At 46.3% G+C, this 20,458-nt stretch carries 15 protein-coding genes; 7 read left to right on the forward strand and 8 right to left on the reverse strand.

Annotation, left to right across the window (positions count from 1 at the left end; translation table 11 throughout):
• Positions 1-743: 743 nt before the first annotated feature.
• The 3 genes from dnaG to BN102_RS02905 all read right to left on the reverse strand — a co-directional run bounded on the left by dnaG (position 744) and on the right by BN102_RS02905 (position 5,814).
• Positions 744-2,759: a DNA primase gene (gene dnaG, locus BN102_RS02895; RefSeq protein WP_019207573.1), complete on the reverse strand. Its 2,016-nt coding sequence runs from the start codon at positions 2,757-2,759 to the stop codon at positions 744-746.
• 72 nt (positions 2,760-2,831) lie between these two features.
• The gene (locus BN102_RS02900) at positions 2,832-3,842 is read right to left on the reverse strand and encodes a malate dehydrogenase (RefSeq protein ID WP_019207574.1); all 1,011 of its coding nucleotides are present in this window, start codon (positions 3,840-3,842) and stop codon (positions 2,832-2,834) included.
• A 199-nt stretch (positions 3,843-4,041) separates the two neighbouring features.
• Positions 4,042-5,814: a hydroxymethylglutaryl-CoA lyase-like TIM-barrel protein gene (locus BN102_RS02905; RefSeq protein ID WP_019207575.1), complete on the reverse strand. Its 1,773-nt coding sequence runs from the start codon at positions 5,812-5,814 to the stop codon at positions 4,042-4,044.
• A 445-nt stretch (positions 5,815-6,259) separates the two neighbouring features.
• Between BN102_RS02905 and purH the strand changes: the two genes are divergently transcribed.
• Genes purH through rodA form a run of 6 tightly spaced genes read left to right on the forward strand, consistent with a single transcriptional unit; the run spans position 6,260 to position 13,478 of the window.
• Positions 6,260-7,783 (forward strand): bifunctional phosphoribosylaminoimidazolecarboxamide formyltransferase/IMP cyclohydrolase, encoded by a 1,524-nt coding sequence (gene purH, locus BN102_RS02910; RefSeq protein ID WP_019207576.1) that lies wholly within the window; start codon positions 6,260-6,262, stop codon positions 7,781-7,783.
• A gap of 4 nt (positions 7,784-7,787) precedes the next feature.
• Entirely contained in the window at positions 7,788-8,810 is a 1,023-nt protein-coding gene (locus BN102_RS02915) for a rod shape-determining protein (RefSeq protein ID WP_019207577.1), read from the forward strand.
• A gap of 10 nt (positions 8,811-8,820) precedes the next feature.
• On the forward strand, positions 8,821-9,672 hold the full coding sequence (gene mreC, locus BN102_RS02920) for a rod shape-determining protein MreC (RefSeq protein WP_019207578.1): 852 nt from the start codon (positions 8,821-8,823) through the stop codon (positions 9,670-9,672).
• Between the two features lie 17 nt (positions 9,673-9,689).
• A complete protein-coding gene (gene mreD, locus BN102_RS02925) occupies positions 9,690-10,190 on the forward strand; it encodes a rod shape-determining protein MreD (protein ID WP_035456751.1) in 501 nt (166 codons plus the stop codon).
• Entirely contained in the window at positions 10,190-12,040 is a 1,851-nt protein-coding gene (gene mrdA, locus BN102_RS02930; RefSeq protein ID WP_019207580.1) for a penicillin-binding protein 2, read from the forward strand. Before mreD ends, mrdA begins: the two co-directional genes overlap by 1 nt.
• Positions 12,021-13,478 (forward strand): rod shape-determining protein RodA, encoded by a 1,458-nt coding sequence (rodA, locus tag BN102_RS02935; RefSeq protein ID WP_019207581.1) that lies wholly within the window; start codon positions 12,021-12,023, stop codon positions 13,476-13,478. Before mrdA ends, rodA begins: the two co-directional genes overlap by 20 nt.
• Here rodA and BN102_RS02940 read toward each other — a convergent pair.
• The 5 genes from BN102_RS02940 to cls form a co-directional block, all read right to left on the reverse strand.
• Complete coding sequence (locus BN102_RS02940) at positions 13,475-13,939, reverse strand: gliding motility lipoprotein GldH (RefSeq protein WP_198006540.1); 465 nt, start codon at positions 13,937-13,939, stop codon at positions 13,475-13,477. The genes rodA and BN102_RS02940 overlap by 4 nt on opposite strands.
• A 20-nt stretch (positions 13,940-13,959) precedes the next feature.
• Positions 13,960-15,315 (reverse strand): PSP1 domain-containing protein, encoded by a 1,356-nt coding sequence (locus BN102_RS02945; RefSeq protein WP_019207583.1) that lies wholly within the window; start codon positions 15,313-15,315, stop codon positions 13,960-13,962.
• Positions 15,312-16,448, reverse strand: a complete 1,137-nt coding sequence (holB, locus tag BN102_RS02950) for a DNA polymerase III subunit delta' (protein WP_019207584.1) — start codon at positions 16,446-16,448, stop codon at positions 15,312-15,314. The genes BN102_RS02945 and holB overlap by 4 nt, the downstream gene beginning before the upstream one ends.
• Complete coding sequence (gene metF, locus BN102_RS02955) at positions 16,448-17,401, reverse strand: methylenetetrahydrofolate reductase [NAD(P)H] (protein WP_019207585.1); 954 nt, start codon at positions 17,399-17,401, stop codon at positions 16,448-16,450. The genes holB and metF overlap by 1 nt, the downstream gene beginning before the upstream one ends.
• Before the next feature lie 104 nt (positions 17,402-17,505).
• Positions 17,506-18,729, reverse strand: a complete 1,224-nt coding sequence (gene cls / locus BN102_RS02960; RefSeq protein ID WP_021312231.1) for a cardiolipin synthase — start codon at positions 18,727-18,729, stop codon at positions 17,506-17,508.
• 234 nt (positions 18,730-18,963) lie between these two features.
• On the opposite strand from cls, the gene BN102_RS02965 reads away from it, so the two are divergent.
• On the forward strand, positions 18,964-20,457 hold the full coding sequence (locus tag BN102_RS02965) for a serine hydrolase domain-containing protein (protein WP_019207587.1): 1,494 nt from the start codon (positions 18,964-18,966) through the stop codon (positions 20,455-20,457).
• Position 20,458 lies beyond the last annotated feature (1 nt).

Genomic DNA, 20,458 nt, shown 5'->3' on the forward strand with positions numbered 1-20,458 from the left:
GGAACTGATGTGAGGATTCGAAACCGAAGTATAAAACTTTGAGTTGTTTGATTAGTTTAAAAACGGTTTAAGATACTGTGGATTATCTCAACGGCTTACAGCTCCGTACAGTACGAACCGGAAATATTATTGCATGTTTGTATGCTATTTTATTACTTGGGGACTCACTAACGAAAGGAAATTTTAATATCTGAATCACTCGCTCCATAATCAACTGGTGTATACTTTTTACCTTTATATGGAGTTGGCATAAAACGTTCGGTACCTAATTACGCGAGTTCGGTATAAGAAATCCCCTTGAAAAAATAAATCGGTAGTTTGATAAGACTGCCGATCTTTTGGTAATATCTCTGATAATCAGTCTTTAGAGGCACAAAAACAATAAATACCATATCATGATTACCGAAAGCAAAGTTACTGAAATTTTTGATGAACTTGTTGTCCGCGATTGGAGCATATTGTTTCGTTGCTGTAAAGCCGGAAGTTAATTTTAACTTTGATATTGCGCCAACGGATGGACAAACTTGTCCTCTGGAAGTAAAATTATAGCTCGACTAGTTTAGGCGACCATAACTCGATCGCCCAAACCTTTGTGTCTTGATGAGTGAGGAAAATTATTATAAATCCTTATCCCGAACTCGCGTTATTAAGACTAAATGTGTCTACCTATAGCAGGAGAAGTCATGCTGCTCATTTACTTTGATGGGCATCGTTTTAATAATTAGGGCGGGCATTAGAAGTTGTCAAATGACGACACGTCCCGCCTTTTCCGCTATTTTAGCCATTAGCGTACTCAATTCTTTATAACGCAACATGATTTCTTTTGTACGGCTTCCGTCTTTCATTGGGCCTGGATTACTTAACAGGAGGGCTGTGTGTTTCATTTCTTCTTCGATGATGGAGAGCTTGAAGTTTATTAGATTTTGAGGGATGATGTGGACTAAGCGGTCTTTTTCAGTATTCATCTCGTAACGGCGGCTCAATTCGTAACGTTCGCTGATCAGTTCGGCGGCAATTCGGCTGATGCGTTGATCCGGATGTGTGAGGAAATAACGTTCGCACGTGAAATCTTCGTCGTGGAGGTGGGCTAATCCTTCCGCTACTATTTTCCTGTGCAGCGGATGGTGGAATTGCAAATCGTCTTGCTTTAAGTCATTCGCAATGTATTCTATAACGGAAAGGTCTCGGCTCTGCCCGTCGTCCGATCTGATTTTATAAAGAGGCAGTTCCCCGTAACGGACGATCGATTTGATCAGTTCCACTTCTTGGGTATAAAATAAGAGTTTCTCGCGTTCTATTTCGGGGATGTACGTCTGATAGTCGCCTGCATCTTTCGCCGCTTTCGAGAGAGGTGTCGGCGGACATTCTTCTGTCGGGACGTTGATTGGCGGCGCATCGTCGACGGGCAAGGCGGAGGTTTTTTCTTCTAAAGAGCTGTTAAAAAATGCTTGTCGGCGTTTTTTGACGTATTTTTCGCATTCTTCTAAGATAATTTTCTCACTGATGTGGAGTAAGGTTGCACACTCTTGCGTATAGGTGAATCTGACGATCTTATTCGGGATTTGTCCAATGCTCTGTGCGATATTCGCAACTAATTGTGCTCGCTTGATAGGGTCGTTCTCGGCCTCATCCAATAGGAGACGCGTTTTAAAGCGAATGAAATCTTCTTCCCGCTCGGCGATGAATTGTCGAAATTCGGCGGCGTTGTGCGAGCGAGAAAAGCTGTCGGGGTCTTCTCCGTTCGGCAGCAGTAGCACTTTGATGTTCATTCCCTCTGAGAGCAACATGTCGATGCCGCGCAGGCTGGCGTGGATACCGGCGGAATCGCCGTCGTACAGTAGGGTAATGTTGTTGGTGAATCGATGGAGCAGTTTGATCTGTTCCTGCGTGAGTGCAGTACCCGAATTGGCTACGACGTTTTCGATGCCGCTCTGGTGCATGGAGATGACGTCCATCTGGCCTTCCACCAAAAAACATTTGTCTTGCTTGATGATAGCTTGCTTGGCGAAATAGATTCCGTAAAGCTCTTTGCGTTTTTGGTAGATCTCGCTCTCCGGCGAATTTACATACTTGGCCGTTTTGGCATTCGATTGGAGTACGCGTCCGCTAAAAGCGACGACTTTTCCGGTAACGGTATGCCAGGGATAGATGACTCTTCCCCAGAAACGGTCTCGAAGTGTGCCGTTTTCCTTTTCGAGGCAGAGTCCAGTTTTTACGAGGTATTCTCTTTTATATCCTTTTTGAGAAGCTTCTTTGGCCAGGGCATCGCTGCTGTCCGTACTGTAACCTAATTGGAATTTCCGGATGATGTCGTCGCGGATTCCTCTTTGATGGAAATAAGCCATGCCGATGCTTCTCCCGGCAGCATGATTGTATAGGATCTGCTGGAAATATTCTTTGGCAAACTCATTGACTACGAACAGACTTTCTCGGGTGTTTTGTTGGGCTACCTCTTCGGCAGTAAGTTCTTTTTCTTCTATTTCTATATGGTATTTCTTGGCTAACCAACGGATCGCTTCGGGAAAGGTCATTTGCTCGTGTTCCATGATAAAGTGGACAGTATTTCCGCCCTTACCGCATGCAAAGCATTTGCATAGATTTTTAGCCGGAGAGACGTAGAAAGAGGGCGTTTTATCGTCGTGAAAAGGGCATAGCCCTACATAGTTCACTCCTCTCTTCTTCAGGGTGACGAATTCGGAAACCACTTCCACGATGTTAGCGGCATCCATTACTTTATCTACGGTGGAACGATCGATCATAGTGGAAGCGAAGATAAAAAAAAATCGGCTTCTATCCAAATAGAAGCCGATAAATTATGTTTATCCTTCCCGTTAGAGATTCGGATTAGTCTTGTTCCATTCGGATACGGCAGGAAGGGCACCCATTGCGATAACCTGATCGCGTAGACCTGCTAAGTGGGCGTAGCTGGCATCCAGCGTAGCGATCTCGTCGGGCGTACCCATGACCGGTTTGGTGTACACGCCGTCGGCAGTGATACGCGTCGGCATAGCCATCATGACATGGTTGTAACGGCTTGTGTTTGCATACGTGCCTGCGGGATAATAGAATTCTTCGCCGCCCATAGCTGCCTCAATCATTTTTACGGCAAGGTAAGACGGACTTTGGAAAGAAGAACGTCGACGGAGCTCAATAATTTTGGCACCACCTTGAGTGACTGCTTTCTGCATCTGCGCCCATTCGTCGGTGCTAAGGCCTTTTCCGTTGACTTTGGTTTTACCGGCAATGATATCGAGCAATTTAACGCCATCGATGGTTGTCGGAGAGGCAAATACTGCCATCTTTTCGCCATGGCCGCCATATGTATAAGCGTTCTTCACCACAGACTGGCTCACACCGAAATGTTTGGCGAGCGCACCTTTCAAACGGGTGGAATCGAGTGCGGCGAGCGTAGCGACCTGATTGGGTTTTAAACCGGAGTGAACCAGCGTTACCAAGCCTGTGATATCAGCCGGATTGAAAATAATAACGCAGAATTTGGCATCCGGACAATATTTCTTGATGTTCTCACCGAGTTCCTGAGCTGCTTTCGAATTGCCAGCCAATAAATCTTCGCGCGTCATACCTTCTTTGCGGGGAGCGCCGCCGGACGAGATGATGTATCTGGCATTCGTGAAAGCTTCTTTCGGATCGGTAGTCGAGACGATAGTCGCCTCATCGAAACCGCTCTGACGCATTTCTTCGGCAACACCTTCCGCAGAGAAGACGTCATACAGGCAGATGTTATTCGTCAGACCCAACATGAGGGCTGTCTGAACCATGTTTGAACCGATCATGCCGGCCGCACCGACGATAGTCAGTTTTTCGTTTGTTAAAAATTCCATGACACTATAAATTAAAAGTTTAAATATGTTCGATGGCACAAAGATATAAAACCTCTCACGAAAAAAATAGTATTCCTTGCATATTCAGTTGAAAAATATATTTTAATCGGGGAGAACGAACGTTTTAGCATATAAGGATGACACCCGAAGGGTCCGCGCCAAAACTTCCATTTTAACGACCTTTCCCTTATGGTTAATTTTATGCATCTTCGCGCTGGATGTATGCAAGGACATCACCTTTGTTGACGCGATCGCCTTGATTAACACATACTTCTATGATGCGACCGTTAAAGTTGGCTGCCTGCTTCAGGTTGCCGCCCCACGGCGTTAGGATGTAACAGAAATTGTCGTCGGTTCGGTACAGTTTCCCTACGGCCGGAGCCATAGACGGATTCTCCACATCGATTTCCCAGACCACTTGCCCTTTCTCGTCGGCGGTGATTGGTTCGGCTTTAGCGCGTTTCATTTTTTTGATATCTTCTTCCGAAAATCCACTCTTCGCCATCTTTGCATCTTTCGCCTTCTGCAAATCGACTTCGAAACGTTCTTTCGCTACACCGCTCTTGAAGTCGCGATACTGCATGTCGTGCATGGAGAATTCGAAGAGTTCTTCATCGTCGGGTCCTGTTTCCCACCCGTTTTTGTCCATCTCTGCGCGATATTTATCCAAATCGTCGGGATAAAGGTTCTGTACGTCTCCGTCGAAGAATTCGCGTCCTTGTACTTTGGCTAATTCTTTTATTTCGGGAGCGATTTCGCCGGGTAATTGGCCGCTCTTTCCCAGAATCATGCCCCAGATACTGTTGTCACTCAACAGGCTGAAACGAGGCTTGTCCTGTACGTCGGCCATGATATTCATCAGAGCGATATTCTTCACGTATTGACTGAAAGGAGTAACCAACGGAGGATAGCCCACCTTGGGCCAAACGAACTGGACTTCTTCGAAGAGGCGAATGACTAAATCGTCCAGGCTGACTTCGGGTTTCCCTTGTGACTTCAGCATCATGTTAATGCCAGAATGAACCCCCTTGAGGTCGGCCATCATGGAACCCATCATGCCACCGGGGAGGCCGCAGGTTAACAATAGCGACGACATCAGTTTATTGTTCGGATCCATGAAATACCCTAGGAAGTCGTCGATAAATTCTTGCGTCAACGCACGCGCTTGCATGTAGGCGTTCATATTGATTTCGGGAACTTGAAAGCCTGCATCTTTCAGCATCGCTTGCACGGAAATGACATCGGGATGAACCTTCCCCCACGAAAGAGGTTCGATGGCCGTATCGATCACGTCGGCGCCGTTCTCGCAGACCTCGAGGATAGAGGCCATGGAAAGACCTGGACCGCTGTGGCCGTGATACTGGATAACGATATCGGGATGTTTCGCCTTGATATTCTTAACCAACTGTCCCAGCGACCACGGGCGACCGATGCCAGCCATATCCTTTAGACATATCTCTTCAGCACCGGCCTCGATCAGCCGATCGGCTAACTTCGTGTAATACTCTACCGTATGAACCGGCGAGTAGGTGATGCAAAGCGTAGCCTGAGGAGTCATGCCTCCCTCTTTTGCGTATTTGATGGAAGGAATGATATTCTTCGGATCGTTCAGACCGCAAAAAATACGTGTAATATCCACGCCTTGGACATGTTTTACTTTGTACATCAGCTTGCGCAAGTCGGCCGGACAGGGGAACATGCGTAAGGCGTTCAAACCGCGATCCAACATATGCGTCTTGACGCCGACCTCATTGAACGGTTTTGTGAATGCGCGTACTGCTATGTTGGGGTTTTCACCGTACATGAGGTTCACCTGTTCGAATGCTCCGCCGTTTGTCTCCACGCGAGCAAAACAGCCCATATCGATAATGACTGGGGCGATACGAACCAACTGATCTACTCGAGGCTGATATTTGCCTGAAGATTGGAACATGTCACGATAAACGAGACTGAATTTGATTTCTTTCTTCATATCCTTGTGGTTATAGATGTTTAAGTATGATTTTTGCTGCTACTCTTTGCAAAGATAGTTTTTTATTTCTTCATTATACACACTATATGTTGTATTTTTTTTATTGCTACTAAGATGTCGTTGAATTTCTTGACGGAGAGTCTCGGCGGGAGGATCGCCTTGCTATGACCGAGGAGGTTCAGGTTGTTTTTCTCAGTTTTTTATTAAATCGTAAGCTTATCGTTATAATATCGCATCGGTTTTTGTTAGTCGACGAACTTATCAGGTCGGCTTGCCGCATATTGCGAAGGGTTTTCCCACATTTTAGCGGTCGAAATGATGGTGTATGCATTCATTTATACGAGAGACGGGGATTTTATGGTTCGATAAACAATATTTCACTGTTTTTGATAGCGGGAATCGCATGAAAATCCTATCTTTGTACCTAAAATGTAATCATATAGATATGTCGGAAACGAAGAGAATTAAAACCGCATTGATTTCGGTTTATCACAAAGAAGGTTTGGACGATATTCTTGCCAAGCTGCATGAGGAAGGTGTAACATTTCTTTCAACCGGTGGGACTCAACATTTTATCGAATCGAAAGGTTATCCTTGCCAGGCTGTGGAAACATTGACTTCTTATCCGTCCATTTTGGGGGGGCGAGTGAAGACTTTGCATCCTAAGATTTTCGGCGGTATTTTAGGTCGCCGAAGTATGGAAGAAGACCGTCGGCAGATGGAACGGTATGCCATTGCGGACATCGATTTGGTGATCGTCGATTTGTATCCGTTCGAGGCAACGGTTGCTTCGGGAGCGGACGAAGCTTCTGTGATCGAAAAGATAGATATCGGCGGTATCTCATTGATTCGTGCTGCCGCAAAGAATTATAACGACGTGGTCATCGTGGCGAGTAAGGTTCAGTATAAACCTTTGTGGGGGATATTGTTCGAGCATGGGGCTGTAACCTCGTTAGAGGAGCGTCGTTGGTTTGCGAAAGAAGCTTTTGCGGTTTCTTCCAGATACGATACGGCTATTTTCCATTATTTTGATCAAGGGGCAGACTCGGCTTTCCGCTATGCGGTTGATGAGCAGAAACAATTGCGTTACGGCGAGAATCCGCATCAGAAAGGTTATTTCTTCGGTGACATGGAAGCGATGTTCGATCAGATTCACGGAAAGGAAATCTCTTACAATAACTTGCAGGATATAAATGCTGCCATCGAATTGATCGATGAGTTTGATGAGATTACCTTCGCTATTCTCAAACACATGAATGCTTGTGGACTGGCTTCGCGTCCTACGATGCTCGAAGCTTGGAAAGATGCCTTAGCGGGGGATCCGGTTTCGGCATTCGGCGGTGTTCTCGTTACCAATGCCGTTGTGGATAAAGATGTGGCGGAAGAAATCAATAAATTGTTCTTCGAAGTCATTATCGCTCCGGACTATGATGTCGACGCCTTGCAGATCCTTGTCCAGAAAAAGAACAGAATTATCTTGGTCAGGAAAGAAGTAAAGCTGCCCAGGAAGCAGTTTCGTTCTCTCTTGAACGGTGTCCTTGTCCAGGATAAGGATTTGGATATGGAAACCGAGGCCGATTTGAAAATGGTGACGGACAAAGCGCCTACAAAGAGAGAGATCGAAGACCTGTTGTTTGCCAATAAGATCGTAAAGAACAGCAAGAGTAATGCTATCGTGCTGGCAAAGAGAAAACAACTATTGGCCAGCGGAGTTGGGCAAACTTCACGTGTAGACGCATTGAAACAGGCTGTGGAGAAAGCGAAGTCGTTCGGAGCCGACTTGCATGGAGCTGTTATGGCCAGCGATGCTTTTTTCCCTTTCCCTGATTGTGTCGAAATAGCAGATAGAGAAGGTGTTACCGCTGTGATTCAGCCGGGAGGATCGGTCCGCGATCAACTGACATTGGATTATTGTAACCAACACGACGTTGCCATGGTATTAACCGGTATTCGTCATTTCAAACATTAGTTTTATGGGATTATTTTCTTTTACACAAGAAATAGCGATTGATTTGGGTACTGCCAATACGATTATTACCAGTAATGGCAAAATCGTGGTGGACGAACCCTCCGTAGTGGCGCTCGACAGGAGAACCGACAAGATGATTGCGGTGGGGGATCGGGCAAAAATGATGTACGAGAAGGAAAACCCTACCATTCGTACGGTTCGCCCCTTGAGAGATGGAGTGATTGCCGATTTTAATGCCTGCGAACAGATGATTCGCGGATTGATCAAGAAAGTCAATATGGGTAGCCGCCTCTTTTCTCCTTCATTGAGGATGGTTATTGGGGTTCCCTCCGGGAGCACCGAAGTAGAGTTGCGCGCTGTCCGGGATAGTGCAGAACATGCCGGCGGACGAGATGTCTATTTGATATTCGAACCGATGGCAGCCGCCATCGGCATCGGCATCGATGTGGAAGCTCCAGAAGGGAATATGATCGTAGATATAGGCGGTGGTACGACGGAGATTGCGGTCATTTCGCTGGGAGGCATCGTCTCCAATACTTCAATCCGTATCGCTGGCGACGACCTGACAACCGATATTCAGGAATATATGAGCCGGCAGCATAGCGTAAAAGTCAGCGAACGAATGGCTGAACGGATTAAGATTCATGTAGGCGCGGCCTTGACCGATCTGGGAGAGGATGCTCCGGAAGATTATATCGTTCGCGGTCCGAATCGTATTACTGCCTTGCCTATGGAGGTATCTGTCAACTATCAGGAAATCGCTCATTGCTTGGAGAAGAGCATTTCTAAAATAGAGACGGCGATTCTGAGTGCTTTAGAACAAACGCCTCCGGAACTTTATGCAGATATTGTACAGAACGGTATTTATTTAGCCGGAGGCGGCGCCTTGCTTCGCGGTTTGGACAAACGTTTGACGGATAAAATCAATATTCCGTTCCATGTAGCGGAGTATCCGTTGTTGAGTGTGGCGAAAGGAACGGGTATCGCCCTGAAGAATGTGAACAGATTTTCGTTCCTGATGAGATAACGGCATCACAATGCGCCATTTGCTCGACTTTCTGATAAAGTATAAACACTGGTTTCTCTTTATCGTTATGGAGATTATCAGCTTTATGCTGTTATTTCGTTTTAACGGCTATCAAGGAAGCGTGTTTTTCTCTTCTGCAAACCGACTTTCAGGAGCTGTATACGAAGTTGCCCACAAGGTTACTGGATATTTCAATCTGAAGCGTATCAATACCGACCTCGTGCAACAGAATGTGGAATTGGAAATCCAAATGGAACAGTTGAGAGAAGCTTATAAGAGATTGATCGCAGACACTACCGTTATAACGCAAATAGAACGAGATGCTTTGATTGATTATGAGTTTATTAAGGCAAATGTGATTAATAACAACATTGTATATACGAACAATTACCTCACCATCGATCGAGGAGAAGCCGACGGCGTTTATCGTGAGATGGGGGTGGTCGGCGGAAACGGAGTGGTTGGGATTGTATATAAGACATCTGCTCATTATGCCGTGATCATTCCGATACTGAATGCGAAGAGCAGTATCAGCTGCAAGATCAAACGAAGCGATTATTTCGGCTTTCTCAAATGGACTGGCGGCTCGCCCGTATATGCCTTTATCAAGGATATGCCCCGCCATTCTATCTTTGAATTGGGAGATACCATCGTTACCAGCGGACACAGTGCTATTTTCCCTCCAGGCATTCCTGTGGGCACGGTAGACGATATCGGGGATAGTCACGATGGACTTTCTTATTTGTTACGGGTTAAACTATTTATTGATTTTTCCTGTTTAAGTGAGGTCCGCGTTCTTTCGAAGAAAAATGGCCTGGAACAAAAGGAGTTGGAAGAATCTGTCAAAGAAGCAGATCATTGATAAGTTACGTTAGGAGAATGCGGAGTTTATTGCAAAATTTAGCTTGGTTTGTAGGATTAGTGCTTTTACAAGTATTGGTTTTGAGCCATGTCCATATTGGTGGCTATGCCACACCTTTCTTTTTTATTTATTTTATCCTTCGATACAATTCTTCCGTAGGGAGGAATGTCTTATTGTTTTGGGCTTTCTCTTTAGGCTTGGTTATCGATATATTTTCCAATACTCCGGGGGTGAATACGGCTGCTATTACTTTGGTCGCTTTTGTAAGAGAACCGATCATCCGACTTGTCACATGGAAAGAAATGGAAGAAGACTTTGCCCCGGGCGTGGTCGCGATGGGATTTTCTTCTTATTTCAGTTATGTGTTCCTATGTACGTTTATCTTCTGTTGCGTCGTCGAACTGATTGAAGCATTTTCCTTTTTTCATTGGCAAGAAATGGTATGGAGGATTTTAGCCGATATGGCCATTACTTTGATTTGCATATTTTGCGCTGAATCCATAAGGAGGAAAAAATAGTGAAGAAAGACTTTGATCTCGAGAAGCGGAAATATATTTTAGGTGGGGCGATGATCATGATAGTCTTGCTTTACCTGATTCGGCTCTTCGACCTCCAGATTATGAGTAGCGATTATAAGAAGAATGCGGATAGCAATGCTTTTCTTCATGAGACGCTGTACCCTAGCCGCGGGGTTATTTACGATCGCAATGATCGTCTTTTGGTATACAATCAACCTGCGTATGATGTTACCGTGATCATGAAAGAGGTCACTCATTTGGATACGGTTGATTTCTGTCAAACACTGAAGATTACACCCGACTATTTCAAACGTCGTCTTCTGGATATAAAAGATCGGCACCTGAATCCGGGATATACTCCTTATACGCATCAGGTGTTGATGACCCAACTCTCCGCCGAAGAGTGCGCCGTTTTCCAAGAGAAACTTTTTGAATTCCCCGGATTTTATATTCAGCGGAGAACAATCCGGCAGTATAATTATAATGCAGCGGCACACGTCTTGGGCGATATCGGAGAAGTTTCGAAAACAGATATGGAAGCTGATGACTATTACGTGCAAGGCGATCTTATCGGTAAGATTGGAGTGGAACGTTCGTACGAAGAACAGTTACGGGGAGAAAAGGGGGTGGAGATATTGCTCAGAGATGCTCGTGGCCGTATTCAGGGGCGTTATATGAATGGCGCTTATGACGTCACTCCGCAACCGGGAAAGAATCTTCGACTTAGTTTAGATATTGATTTGCAAATGTTGGGAGAACGGCTTTTAGAAGGAAAAATCGGGAGTATTGTCGCCCTTGAGCCGAAGACGGGTGAGATTTTATGCATGGTTTCTTCTCCGTCGTATGATCCGCGTTTGATGGTAGGGCGTCCGCGTGGAAGGAATCACCTGATGCTTTCGAAAGATCCGTGGAAACCCTTGTTGAACCGCTCTATTATGGGGACTTATCCGCCGGGATCCACCTTTAAGCCTTCGCAGGCCCTTGTGTTCCTTCAGGAAGGAATTATCGCCCCCGAGACGTCTTATCCCTGCTATCACGGATTCGTATATGCCGGATTACGTGTGGGGTGTCACAGCCATTTTTCGCCGTTGCCTTTGATACCGGCAATAGCTACCTCTTGTAATGGTTACTTTTGTTGGGGACTTTACCACATGATGGGAGCACGAAAGAAGTACGGTTCGGTCCAGAATGCAATGACTACGTGGCGAGATTATATGGTTTCTATGGGATACGGATATCCGTTGGGTGTCGATTTGCCGGGGGAGAAACGCGGTATGATTCCGAATGCTCAATATTACGATAAGAACTATAAATCCGCCTGGAACGGGTTGACCGTTATCTCTATCTCTATCGGTCAGGGAGAGGTTTCCGCTACGCCGTTGCAGATAGCTAATCTGAGCGCTACTATCGCCAATAGGGGATATTTTATTACTCCACATATAGTGCGAAAGATTGAAGGTGAGTCTATAGATCCTCTTTATACTACCCGCCGCTATACGAAGGTGGAAAAGCAATACTATGAGGTTGTTGCTGAGGGAATGCGCCAGGCTGTATTGGGAGGAACGTGCCGGGGGGCGAATCTACCGGGTATTGAAGTTTGCGGAAAAACGGGTACGGCGCAGAATAGAGGAAAGGATCATTCGGCTTTCATGGGATTTGCCCCGATGAACGATCCCCAGATTGCAGTAGCCGTGTATGTGGAGAATGGCGGATTCGGAGCCCAGTACGGCGTACCTATCGGCGCTTTGATTATGGAACAGTATCTGAATGGGAAATTGTCGCTTGCCAGCGAAGAGATGGCAGATGAGTTTCAACATAAACGAATAGATTATGGCATACACGAAAGGTAGCATGCTTAAGTCGGTCGACTGGTTTACCGTCGCTATCTATATCGCGTTGGTCGTCTTCGGTTGGTTCAGCGTCTGTGGAGCCAGTTATAATTATGGAGACATGGATCTCTTTAGTTTTGATACTCGTTCGGGAAAACAATTGATATGGATCGGTTGCTCATTGGGGCTTGGCTTCATTTTACTTATGTTAGATGACAAGCTGTACGATATTTTTGCTTATCTCCTGTACGGCTTTATGATCATCCTTTTGTTCATAACGCCTTTCGTCGCAGATAATACCAAGGGTTCTTATTCGTGGATAAAGATGGGATCGATCAGTATACAACCTGCCGAATTCGCAAAGTTTACGACGGCTTTGGCTTTAGCCAAATTTATGGGAAGGTATGCCTATTCGATGCAGAGACTGCGTGATTTAGGTATCACCTTAACGCTCATTTTCGTACCGATGATTCTCATTATCCTGGAACGAGAGACTGGTTCTGCCTTAGTCTATTTGGCTTTTTTCCTGATGCTTTATCGCGAAGGTATGCCGGGAGTATTCCTCTTTGCCGGACTTTGTGCTGTGTTCTTCTTCGTCGTCGGAATTCGCTTCGGCGACGAACTCATGTTCGATGGGGTAACTTCTATCGGACATTTTTCGGTGCTTGCTCTCATCACGTGCCTGTCACCGATATTGATTTATGTCTATGGCATGAATAGACAGCGGATGGCTTGTTCTATTTTTCTCATCGGTTTCAGCAGCACTGTTCTTGCCTTACTCTTTTCGCTGTATGTCATCCCCTTTAATATCGTTTATTTCCAGCTCTTTCTTTGCTTCTGTCTGATAATGTACTTGGTGTACATGGCGCTTCGCGATCGGTTATGGACATTTCTGTATATTGCCTTTTTCGCTGTCGGTTCGATCATATTTTTATATTCCGCCGACTATGTCTTCGATAATCTGTTGGAAGCGCATCAACAAGTGCGCATAAAAGTTGTTTTAGGTATGGAGGATGATCCTGCCGGCGCCGGATATAATGTGAATCAAAGCAAGATTGCCATCGGGTCGGGAGGTTTGACCGGAAAAGGATTTTTGAATGGCACGCAGACGAAGCTGAAGTACGTCCCTGAGCAGGATACCGATTTTATTTTCTGTACGGTAGGCGAGGAGGAGGGATTTGTCGGATCGGCTGTAGTATTGTTGCTCTTTTTGGTTTTGATATTACGACTGATTCATTTGGCGGAACGCCAGCATGCTGCCTTTGGGCGCGTATACGGTTATTCGGTAGTGAGTATCTTTTTCTTTCACCTATTTATCAATATCGGCATGGTATTGGGGTTGACACCCGTCATAGGCATACCCTTGCCATTCTTTAGCTACGGAGGTTCTTCCCTGTGGGGATTTACCTTGCTGCTCTTTATCTTTCTCCGTATCGATGCAAATCGTAGCAACCGTTAGCGATAGAGAATGCGCAGGCCGATGTCACTAAGCCCCGTCAGTCTCTCATCCTGCATGCAGGATGCTATGCTGAATGTCCGCTTCGTTTCGCCTTCGCCGATTTTTATCTCTTTCAGATAAGGAACCGTAAATTGGTATAAACCGCCGGTGCCGGATCCTTTCCATTTCCCCGTTTTATCAGCCACATAGAGATGGACCTTTTCGCTTTCATAATGGTTGCTGTCGCCTAAGTACCTACCGACATATATCCATAGATCGCGATATCGGTAGTCGTTCTTATTACGTATGCCTATCTCGACCGCATAATTCCCCGCCGGTAGCGTAGGAGGTAGCGTAAAAGTAAGCGTATCGTTTCTCGCCCATCCGGTCGAGGGAATGGGTTGGTACAAATGATAGGCTACTTCTTTTTGGCAGGCGAGGAAAGCAAATAGACCGGCTGCTACAAGGAAACTCTTAAGCATTCGGATTTTCATTATTTTCTTTATTTTATCGGTTGGTCGTTGTTTATCTGTTTATGCTGCGGAATGTTTCTCCTGTTCTCATTCTTGGGGCCCTTGTTTCCGTTGTCTCGACGGTTGTTATCCTTCGACGGTCTGTTCGGGTTACCGAATCCCTGTTTATTCGAATGTCTTATCTTATTGGGGTTGTCTTTCTGTTCAGAATCGGCATTTGATAGTTGATTTTGCGCTGTCTGATTATTGGATTGCGGTAGATTGTTTTCTCCTTGTCGCGACCAGTTCCCGTTTTTATATCTTTTCTTTCTGTTGTTGCTTTTACGTTTGTCGAAGCGGGTCAGACTTTCCTGTTCGACCAAGTCGACAGTTTTATCGAGATTATTCTTTTGCTCGGTTTCTGTCAAGTTGTCCGGCTTTTCTCCGTACCGGTTCATGCTGATGATTTGGAAAGCGCGTGTGGCAGAGATGGTGACTGTATTTGCCAACATGTTCTTGTCCGACGAATAGGTAATAAGCCCTTTGAGGATGTCGGCTTTTGCAAAATAGAATGTCCCCGTGCTTGTTTCCAATTCGATCTCTTTGCTCGGTAATTTATGCTGGGCTTCCACATACGAATCTATTTCATAATTGAGACAACACTTCAGTTTCGCACATTGTCCGGCTAGCTTCTGAGGGTTCAGCGAAATATCCTGAATACGGGCGGCGCCGGTCGAGACTGAAACGAAATTAGTCATCCATGTCGCACAACACAACTCTCTGCCGCAGGGGCCGATACCACCTATTCGGCCAGCCTCTTGGCGGGCTCCGATCTGTTTCATTTCGATGCGCACGTGGAATGTTTCGGCCAACACCTTGATCAGCCGGCGGAAGTCGACCCGTTCGTCGGCTATGTAATAGAAGATTGCCTTATTCCCGTCTCCCTGATACTCTACATCCCCGATTTTCATCTGTAGATTGAGTTCTTTGGCGATTTGGCGGGATCGGATCATGGTAGCATGTTCTTTCTCTTTTGCTTCTTTATACTTATCCATGTCTACCGGTTTTACTTTCCGGTAGATTCGTTTGATTTCCATATCCGATTTCAGATTGGCCTTTTTCATCTGCAAGAGGACCAACTTCCCTGTCAGTGTGACCACCCCGATGTCGTGTCCGGGATTGGCCTCTACGGCCACGATGTCACCTTTTTCCAATCTCAGTCGATTGCTGTTCCTGAAGTAACTTTTACGGGTATTCTTGAACTGCACTTCCACCATTTCCTGTTCGTCGGCATTGCCGGGAATATCGGCCAGCCAGTCGTAGGTGTTTAGCTGTCGGTCTTGCTTGCCGCAACCTTTGCAGCAAAGGCCGCCGCCACACCTCAGTTTAAAATGATTATCTGTCATTTGATCTTTCTTATTTTATTTTTTACTAACAACATGATCATCTTCAATGCAAAATCAAAGAAGATCATTTTGGAATTTACATTCCTTTCGACATGTTGTGCCGCTTCGTTTAATTCGTTCATGATACCGATCACATTCCGTTCATTGATAAATGGGGCAAAGTTTTGCGAGAATTCTTTTTCCTCCGGATTCAGGTATACCATATCCGGTTGATGGAAATTATAGATAAAGTTTTCTCTTACCATCCGCTGACAATATCCCAAGAAGTTCTTTTGCCATTCCCGGCCTTTGTTAGCCGCGTCTTCGCTCCAGGCTTTCAGATCTTTTACATTTCTCATGTAAGCCAGTCGCATCAGTTGGACGAATAAATTAAAATACTCTTCTTTGTCGTTGTCTATGCGAATGGTTTCCAATGCTTTCTGATAGCTGCCTTCTGCGCTGTGAGCAATCGTTCTCGCATCTGTTTCGATCAATCCTGTCTGCAATAACTTATCTACGATTTCCTGTTCTTCCAGTCGATGGATATTAAATCGTTGGGTACGGCTTAAGATCGTCGGCAATAGGAGGGCAGGTTCTTCCGAGACCATCAGGAACACTGTCTGTACAGGCGGTTCTTCTAAAATCTTCAGCAGCTTGTTGCTACATTCCGTATTCATTTTCTCCGGCATCCAGATGATAACGATTTTATATCCGCCTAACATGGATTTTATGCTCAGTTTACGGATGATTTCATCGCTTTCTTTTACGTAGATCGCCGGTTGCTGATTTTCTGCGTTCATGGCAGCCAACCAATGATTCGGACTGAAGTAGGGATCTTTTCGTATCAATTCTCTCCACTCGTTGATCCAATCGTCCGAAACGGTTTCGCCTTTCTTCCGAATCACCGGGAAGATGAAGTGCACGTCCGGATGAATCAATTTGTTGAACAACCGGCAACTTTGACATTCCCCGCAAGCCTCTTCCTCCGTCGGATGTTCGCAACAGATATATCGGGCATAGGCCATTGCCAAGGGCAGCTTCCCGGAGCCTTGCGGACCGCACAGAAGGAGTGCGTGAGGGATTCTTCCTTCCCTTATTTCCGCAAGGAGTTTTCTCTTTGCAGCTTGTTGCCCTATGACATCGCGGAAATACATCAGTAAATGGCTTGGGCTATTTGTTTGATACTTTCGGCCGCTCCCATCGAATAGAAATGAATGCTTGGCACGCGATGCGCGATCAGTTCTTTGCATTGATAGATGCACCATTCTATGCCCAACGCTTTCGCTTCTTCGTCGGTATTGCACTTGATAGCTTCCGCTGCCAGTTCTTTGGGAAGATCTATCTTGAACGTTTGGGGAATCATGGTGATTTGATTCAGTTTGCAAAGAGGCTTAATGCCCGGAACGATGGGGACGCGGATCCCTTCTTTTCGCACTCGCTTTATAAAGCTGAAGAATTTTCGGTTGTCGTAGAACATTTGGGATACGGCATATTCTGCCCCGGCCTCTATTTTCTTTTTCAACCAATAAATATCTTGTTCCATGTTGGGTGCTTCTTCGTGCTTCTCGGGGTAGCAGGATACGCCATAGTGGAAAGGAGTGCCGGTCACGATGATCGGTGAACCGTCTACAAACAAACCGTTATTGAAGTCGTTGATCTGCTTTTCCAAATCGATGGCATGTGCATTTCCTCCCTGTTCGGGTACGAACGCTGCTTGATCTTTGGCTTTATCGCCACGCAGCACCAAAATGTCGGTAATACCCAAGAATTGCAAGTCTAACAGCTGATATTCGGTATCTTCGCGGGTAAAACCGCTGCAAAGTACGTGCGGAACCGTTGGAATGTTGTACTTGTTTTGCAAGGCGGCGGCTACGGCTACTGTTCCCGGCCGGCGACGGACGCGATGCCGTGCGTACAAACCGTTCCCCAAGTCTTTGTAAACATATTCGCTTCGGTGGGTAGTGATATTGATATATTTCGGATCAAATTCGCGCAGTAAGTCGACTGTTTGGTATAGTTTCTCTATCCCGGTTCCTTTCAGCGGAGGGAGTACTTCAAGCGAAAAGGCGGTGCGATCCGTATGTTTGATAAAATCTATAACACTCATTCTGTATCTTTTACTTTTTCTCTGGTTTCCTGTTCAGGGAAGGATACGCATGTGACAAAAGTAAGAAAAATATTGTAGTTTTGCAGGCCTAAAAACTGTTATTTTTATAAAACAGGTATAAAGAGGTGGGCGAACCAACCGACGAAACGTTTCCATGCGGATTTTTTCTTGTATTCTGCTTGCGTTAAGAAGGTGGATTGCCGTTTGTCGTCTTCGAATATGTTGCTTAGCTCGTTGGTCGTAGCCTTGTCGAAGACGAATGCATTGACTTCATAGTCGAACCGAAGGCTGCGACTGTTGAGATTGCTACTGCCGATCGTACAGAACAGGCTGTCTACCATCATGATTTTGGAATGATGGAAACCGTTGTGGTGGATGTAGATTTCCGCCCCTTTTTTTCGCAGACTGTTGACGGTGTAGTACGATGCTTCCGGCGTGAAGGAGATATCCGATTGCCCCGGTATCATGATCTCAATCTTGATTCCGCGTCTCAATGCCTTTTTGATGGCCTTCTTGATGCTATGCGTGGGGACGAAATAGGGGTTGATGATTTGTATCTTTTTCTGGGCGGCGTTAATCGATTCGACATACATCCGTCGGATGATCTTGGGTGTCTTTTGGGGGACCCGATCGATGATGGCGATGCCGGTATTCCCCCCATCTTCGCTTCCGTTCGCTTCCCGTTGCCGGAACGGATAATAGGCTGGGCCCTCTACTTGTTGCTTGGTACAGCTGTTCCACATGGTCAGAAAGATGTCTTGCAGATAACTTACGGCTTCTCCTTTTATGCGGATATGTATATCGTGCCACGGACCAATTTTCGGTAGGCCGTGAATGTAATAATCGGCTATGTTCATCCCTCCCGTATAGCCGATTTCTCCGTCGATGACTACGATTTTCCGATGGTCGCGATGAAAGATATGATTCAGCCACGGGAAGCGAATGGGGTCGAATTTTACCATTTCGATGCCCGACGCACGGATGGAGTCGAGATGCACCTTTTTCAGCGGACGATTGTTCGACATATTTCCAAAGGCGTCGAACAGCACCCTTACCTCTACGCCTTCTTCGACTTTCTGGGCTAATAATACGAATACGGCACGAGCGATCGAGTCGTTGCGAAAGTTGAAATACTCCAAGTGGATATGATGTTTGGCCTGTCGGATGGCGTGGAACAGGTCGTCGAATTTTTCTCGCCCGCTTTTCAAGAGTTTCACCCCGTTGTTGTAAGTGACGGGTATCCCCTGTTCGCCGAGGTAGTGGAGCACGATAGAGTCGCTGGAGGCAGTCTGCGCCCTTAATGTAGCCGTCATCGAAAGCATCAGCATTAAAAGCGTCAAGCATGTTATTCGATCTGTCTTTTTCATCCTGCGAATCTGAAAATAATGGTGCAAAATTATCTAAACTTTAAAAAACAACAAATTTCTCTTTTGTTTTTTAGCACTGATGCGTGCTGCGATTCGATTCTGCGGCCCTGCGGCATCTTCGTTAAATAAAAATGGATGGCTTTGGTACGATTTGAAGGGAAATGATTACTTTTGTTTCATATAAAAAACGAGGCCATGAGAAGTTTACGAAAAGATGTCGTTGTGTTGCTGATTCTGTTTACGGCGGGTACGGCCTGCGCTCAGACCAACGAATTGCCGAGGTCGACGCCCGAAGCGGAAGGCGTATCTTCCAAGCGGATAGGAGTCTTCTTGGATTCTATAATCCGTTATCCCGTATATCAGATACACAGCGTGATGGTGCTCCGCCACGGGAAAGTGATCGCGGAAGCTTATCCGAAACCGTTTGCCGACAAGTATAAGCATACGATGTTTTCTTGCTCGAAGACCTTTATCAGCGCTGCGGTGGGGCTTGCTTGGGCAGATAATCGTTTGCGATTGACAGACCGGGTGGCGGTGTTCTTTCCGGCGGAGATGCCGGATTCGATATCGCCTAATCTCTCCGCGATGACGGTCCGCGATCTGTTGACGATGTCGTCGGGGATTGAGCCGGATTGGGATCTTCGCTCGCAGGCGACGGAATGGATTCCGCAATTATTTGCTAAAGATGTGTTGACTCCGGGGAAAACGTTCAGATACGATTCGTTTTGCACTTATCTGCTTTCGGCCATCGTACAGAAGGTGACCGGCATGAAAGTGCTGGATTATCTGAAGCTGAAGCTTTTCAATGCCATGCATATTACCGATGTGGAATGGGAGGAGAGTCCGGAAGGATATAATACCGGCGGATGGGGGTTGTATATCCAGCCCGAATCGATGGCGAAGTTCGGGCAATTGTTGCTGCGTGGTGGCGAATGGAAGGGGAAACAGTTGTTACCGCACGATTGGGTTGTCCAGATGATGAGCAAACAGATCGATAACGGCGGCGAGGGATACGGCTATCAGATGTGGATATGCGAAGATCGCCGATCGGTCCGGGCTGACGGCGCTTTCGGGCAGTACATCGTCCTGAGTCCCGATAAAGACATGGTGGTGGTGATTACCGAATGCTCGTTGAAAACGCCGCTGCATAACATATTCAGCTTGTTGCTCCCTGCCGTAACGGATCAGGTGGACAAATCGCGGAAAGAATTTGCCCGCCTGATGAAAAAGATAAACGGATACGCATATCCGTGTGTGCAGGGGAAAGCCGGATCTCCGGAAGAGAACGCCCTCTTTGAGCATCCGATCGAAATGGGAGAGAACGAGTTCGGTTGGACTTCGTTGGAGGTTCGTCGGTATAACCGGCAGTTAATGCTTCGGATTACCGATAAGGGAGGACGTTCGTATGAGTTGCCTCTGGGGTACGGACAGTGGCTGACCGCTTCGACTTCGATGCATCCTCCTTATACCGTTTGGGCGAAGGATCGCTTCAAGGGTATCGCCGGACCCTTTGCCGCAGCCGGTTGTTATGCTTGGACCGACCGGTTTACTTTCGATTTCAAGTTGCAATTTGTGGACTGGTACAGCGCCTTGGAGGTGTCGATGACTTTGACCGAGAAGGGGGCGGCGCTGAAGATACGCCGGAACTATGCCGAAGAGCCGATTTCGATTCAGGGAATTTTTAAATGAG

The sequence above is a fragment of the Phocaeicola abscessus CCUG 55929 genome, assembly GCF_000312445.1.
Taxonomy (GTDB): Bacteria; Bacteroidota; Bacteroidia; order Bacteroidales; family Bacteroidaceae; genus Phocaeicola; species Phocaeicola abscessus.

Bases quoted from the DNA above. Each gene is read 5' to 3' on its own strand.
- BN102_RS02940 (WP_198006540.1), bottom strand. From the start codon at position 13,939: ATGCTTAAGAGTTTCCTTGTAGCAGCCGGTCTATTTGCTTTCCTCGCC.
- mreC (WP_019207578.1), top strand. From the start codon at position 8,821: ATGCGCCATTTGCTCGACTTTCTGATAAAGTATAAACACTGGTTTCTC.
- BN102_RS02905 (WP_019207575.1), bottom strand. From the start codon at position 5,814: ATGAAGAAAGAAATCAAATTCAGTCTCGTTTATCGTGACATGTTCCAA.
- mreD (WP_035456751.1), top strand. From the start codon at position 9,690: ATGCGGAGTTTATTGCAAAATTTAGCTTGGTTTGTAGGATTAGTGCTT.
- cls (WP_021312231.1), bottom strand. From the start codon at position 18,729: ATGCTGATGCTTTCGATGACGGCTACATTAAGGGCGCAGACTGCCTCC.
- metF (WP_019207585.1), bottom strand. From the start codon at position 17,401: ATGAGTGTTATAGATTTTATCAAACATACGGATCGCACCGCCTTTTCG.
- holB (WP_019207584.1), bottom strand. From the start codon at position 16,448: ATGTATTTCCGCGATGTCATAGGGCAACAAGCTGCAAAGAGAAAACTC.
- rodA (WP_019207581.1), top strand. From the start codon at position 12,021: ATGGCATACACGAAAGGTAGCATGCTTAAGTCGGTCGACTGGTTTACC.
- BN102_RS02945 (WP_019207583.1), bottom strand. From the start codon at position 15,315: ATGACAGATAATCATTTTAAACTGAGGTGTGGCGGCGGCCTTTGCTGC.
- BN102_RS02965 (WP_019207587.1), top strand. From the start codon at position 18,964: ATGAGAAGTTTACGAAAAGATGTCGTTGTGTTGCTGATTCTGTTTACG.
- BN102_RS02900 (WP_019207574.1), bottom strand. From the start codon at position 3,842: ATGGAATTTTTAACAAACGAAAAACTGACTATCGTCGGTGCGGCCGGC.
- BN102_RS02915 (WP_019207577.1), top strand. From the start codon at position 7,788: ATGGGATTATTTTCTTTTACACAAGAAATAGCGATTGATTTGGGTACT.
- dnaG (WP_019207573.1), bottom strand. From the start codon at position 2,759: ATGATCGATCGTTCCACCGTAGATAAAGTAATGGATGCCGCTAACATC.
- purH (WP_019207576.1), top strand. From the start codon at position 6,260: ATGTCGGAAACGAAGAGAATTAAAACCGCATTGATTTCGGTTTATCAC.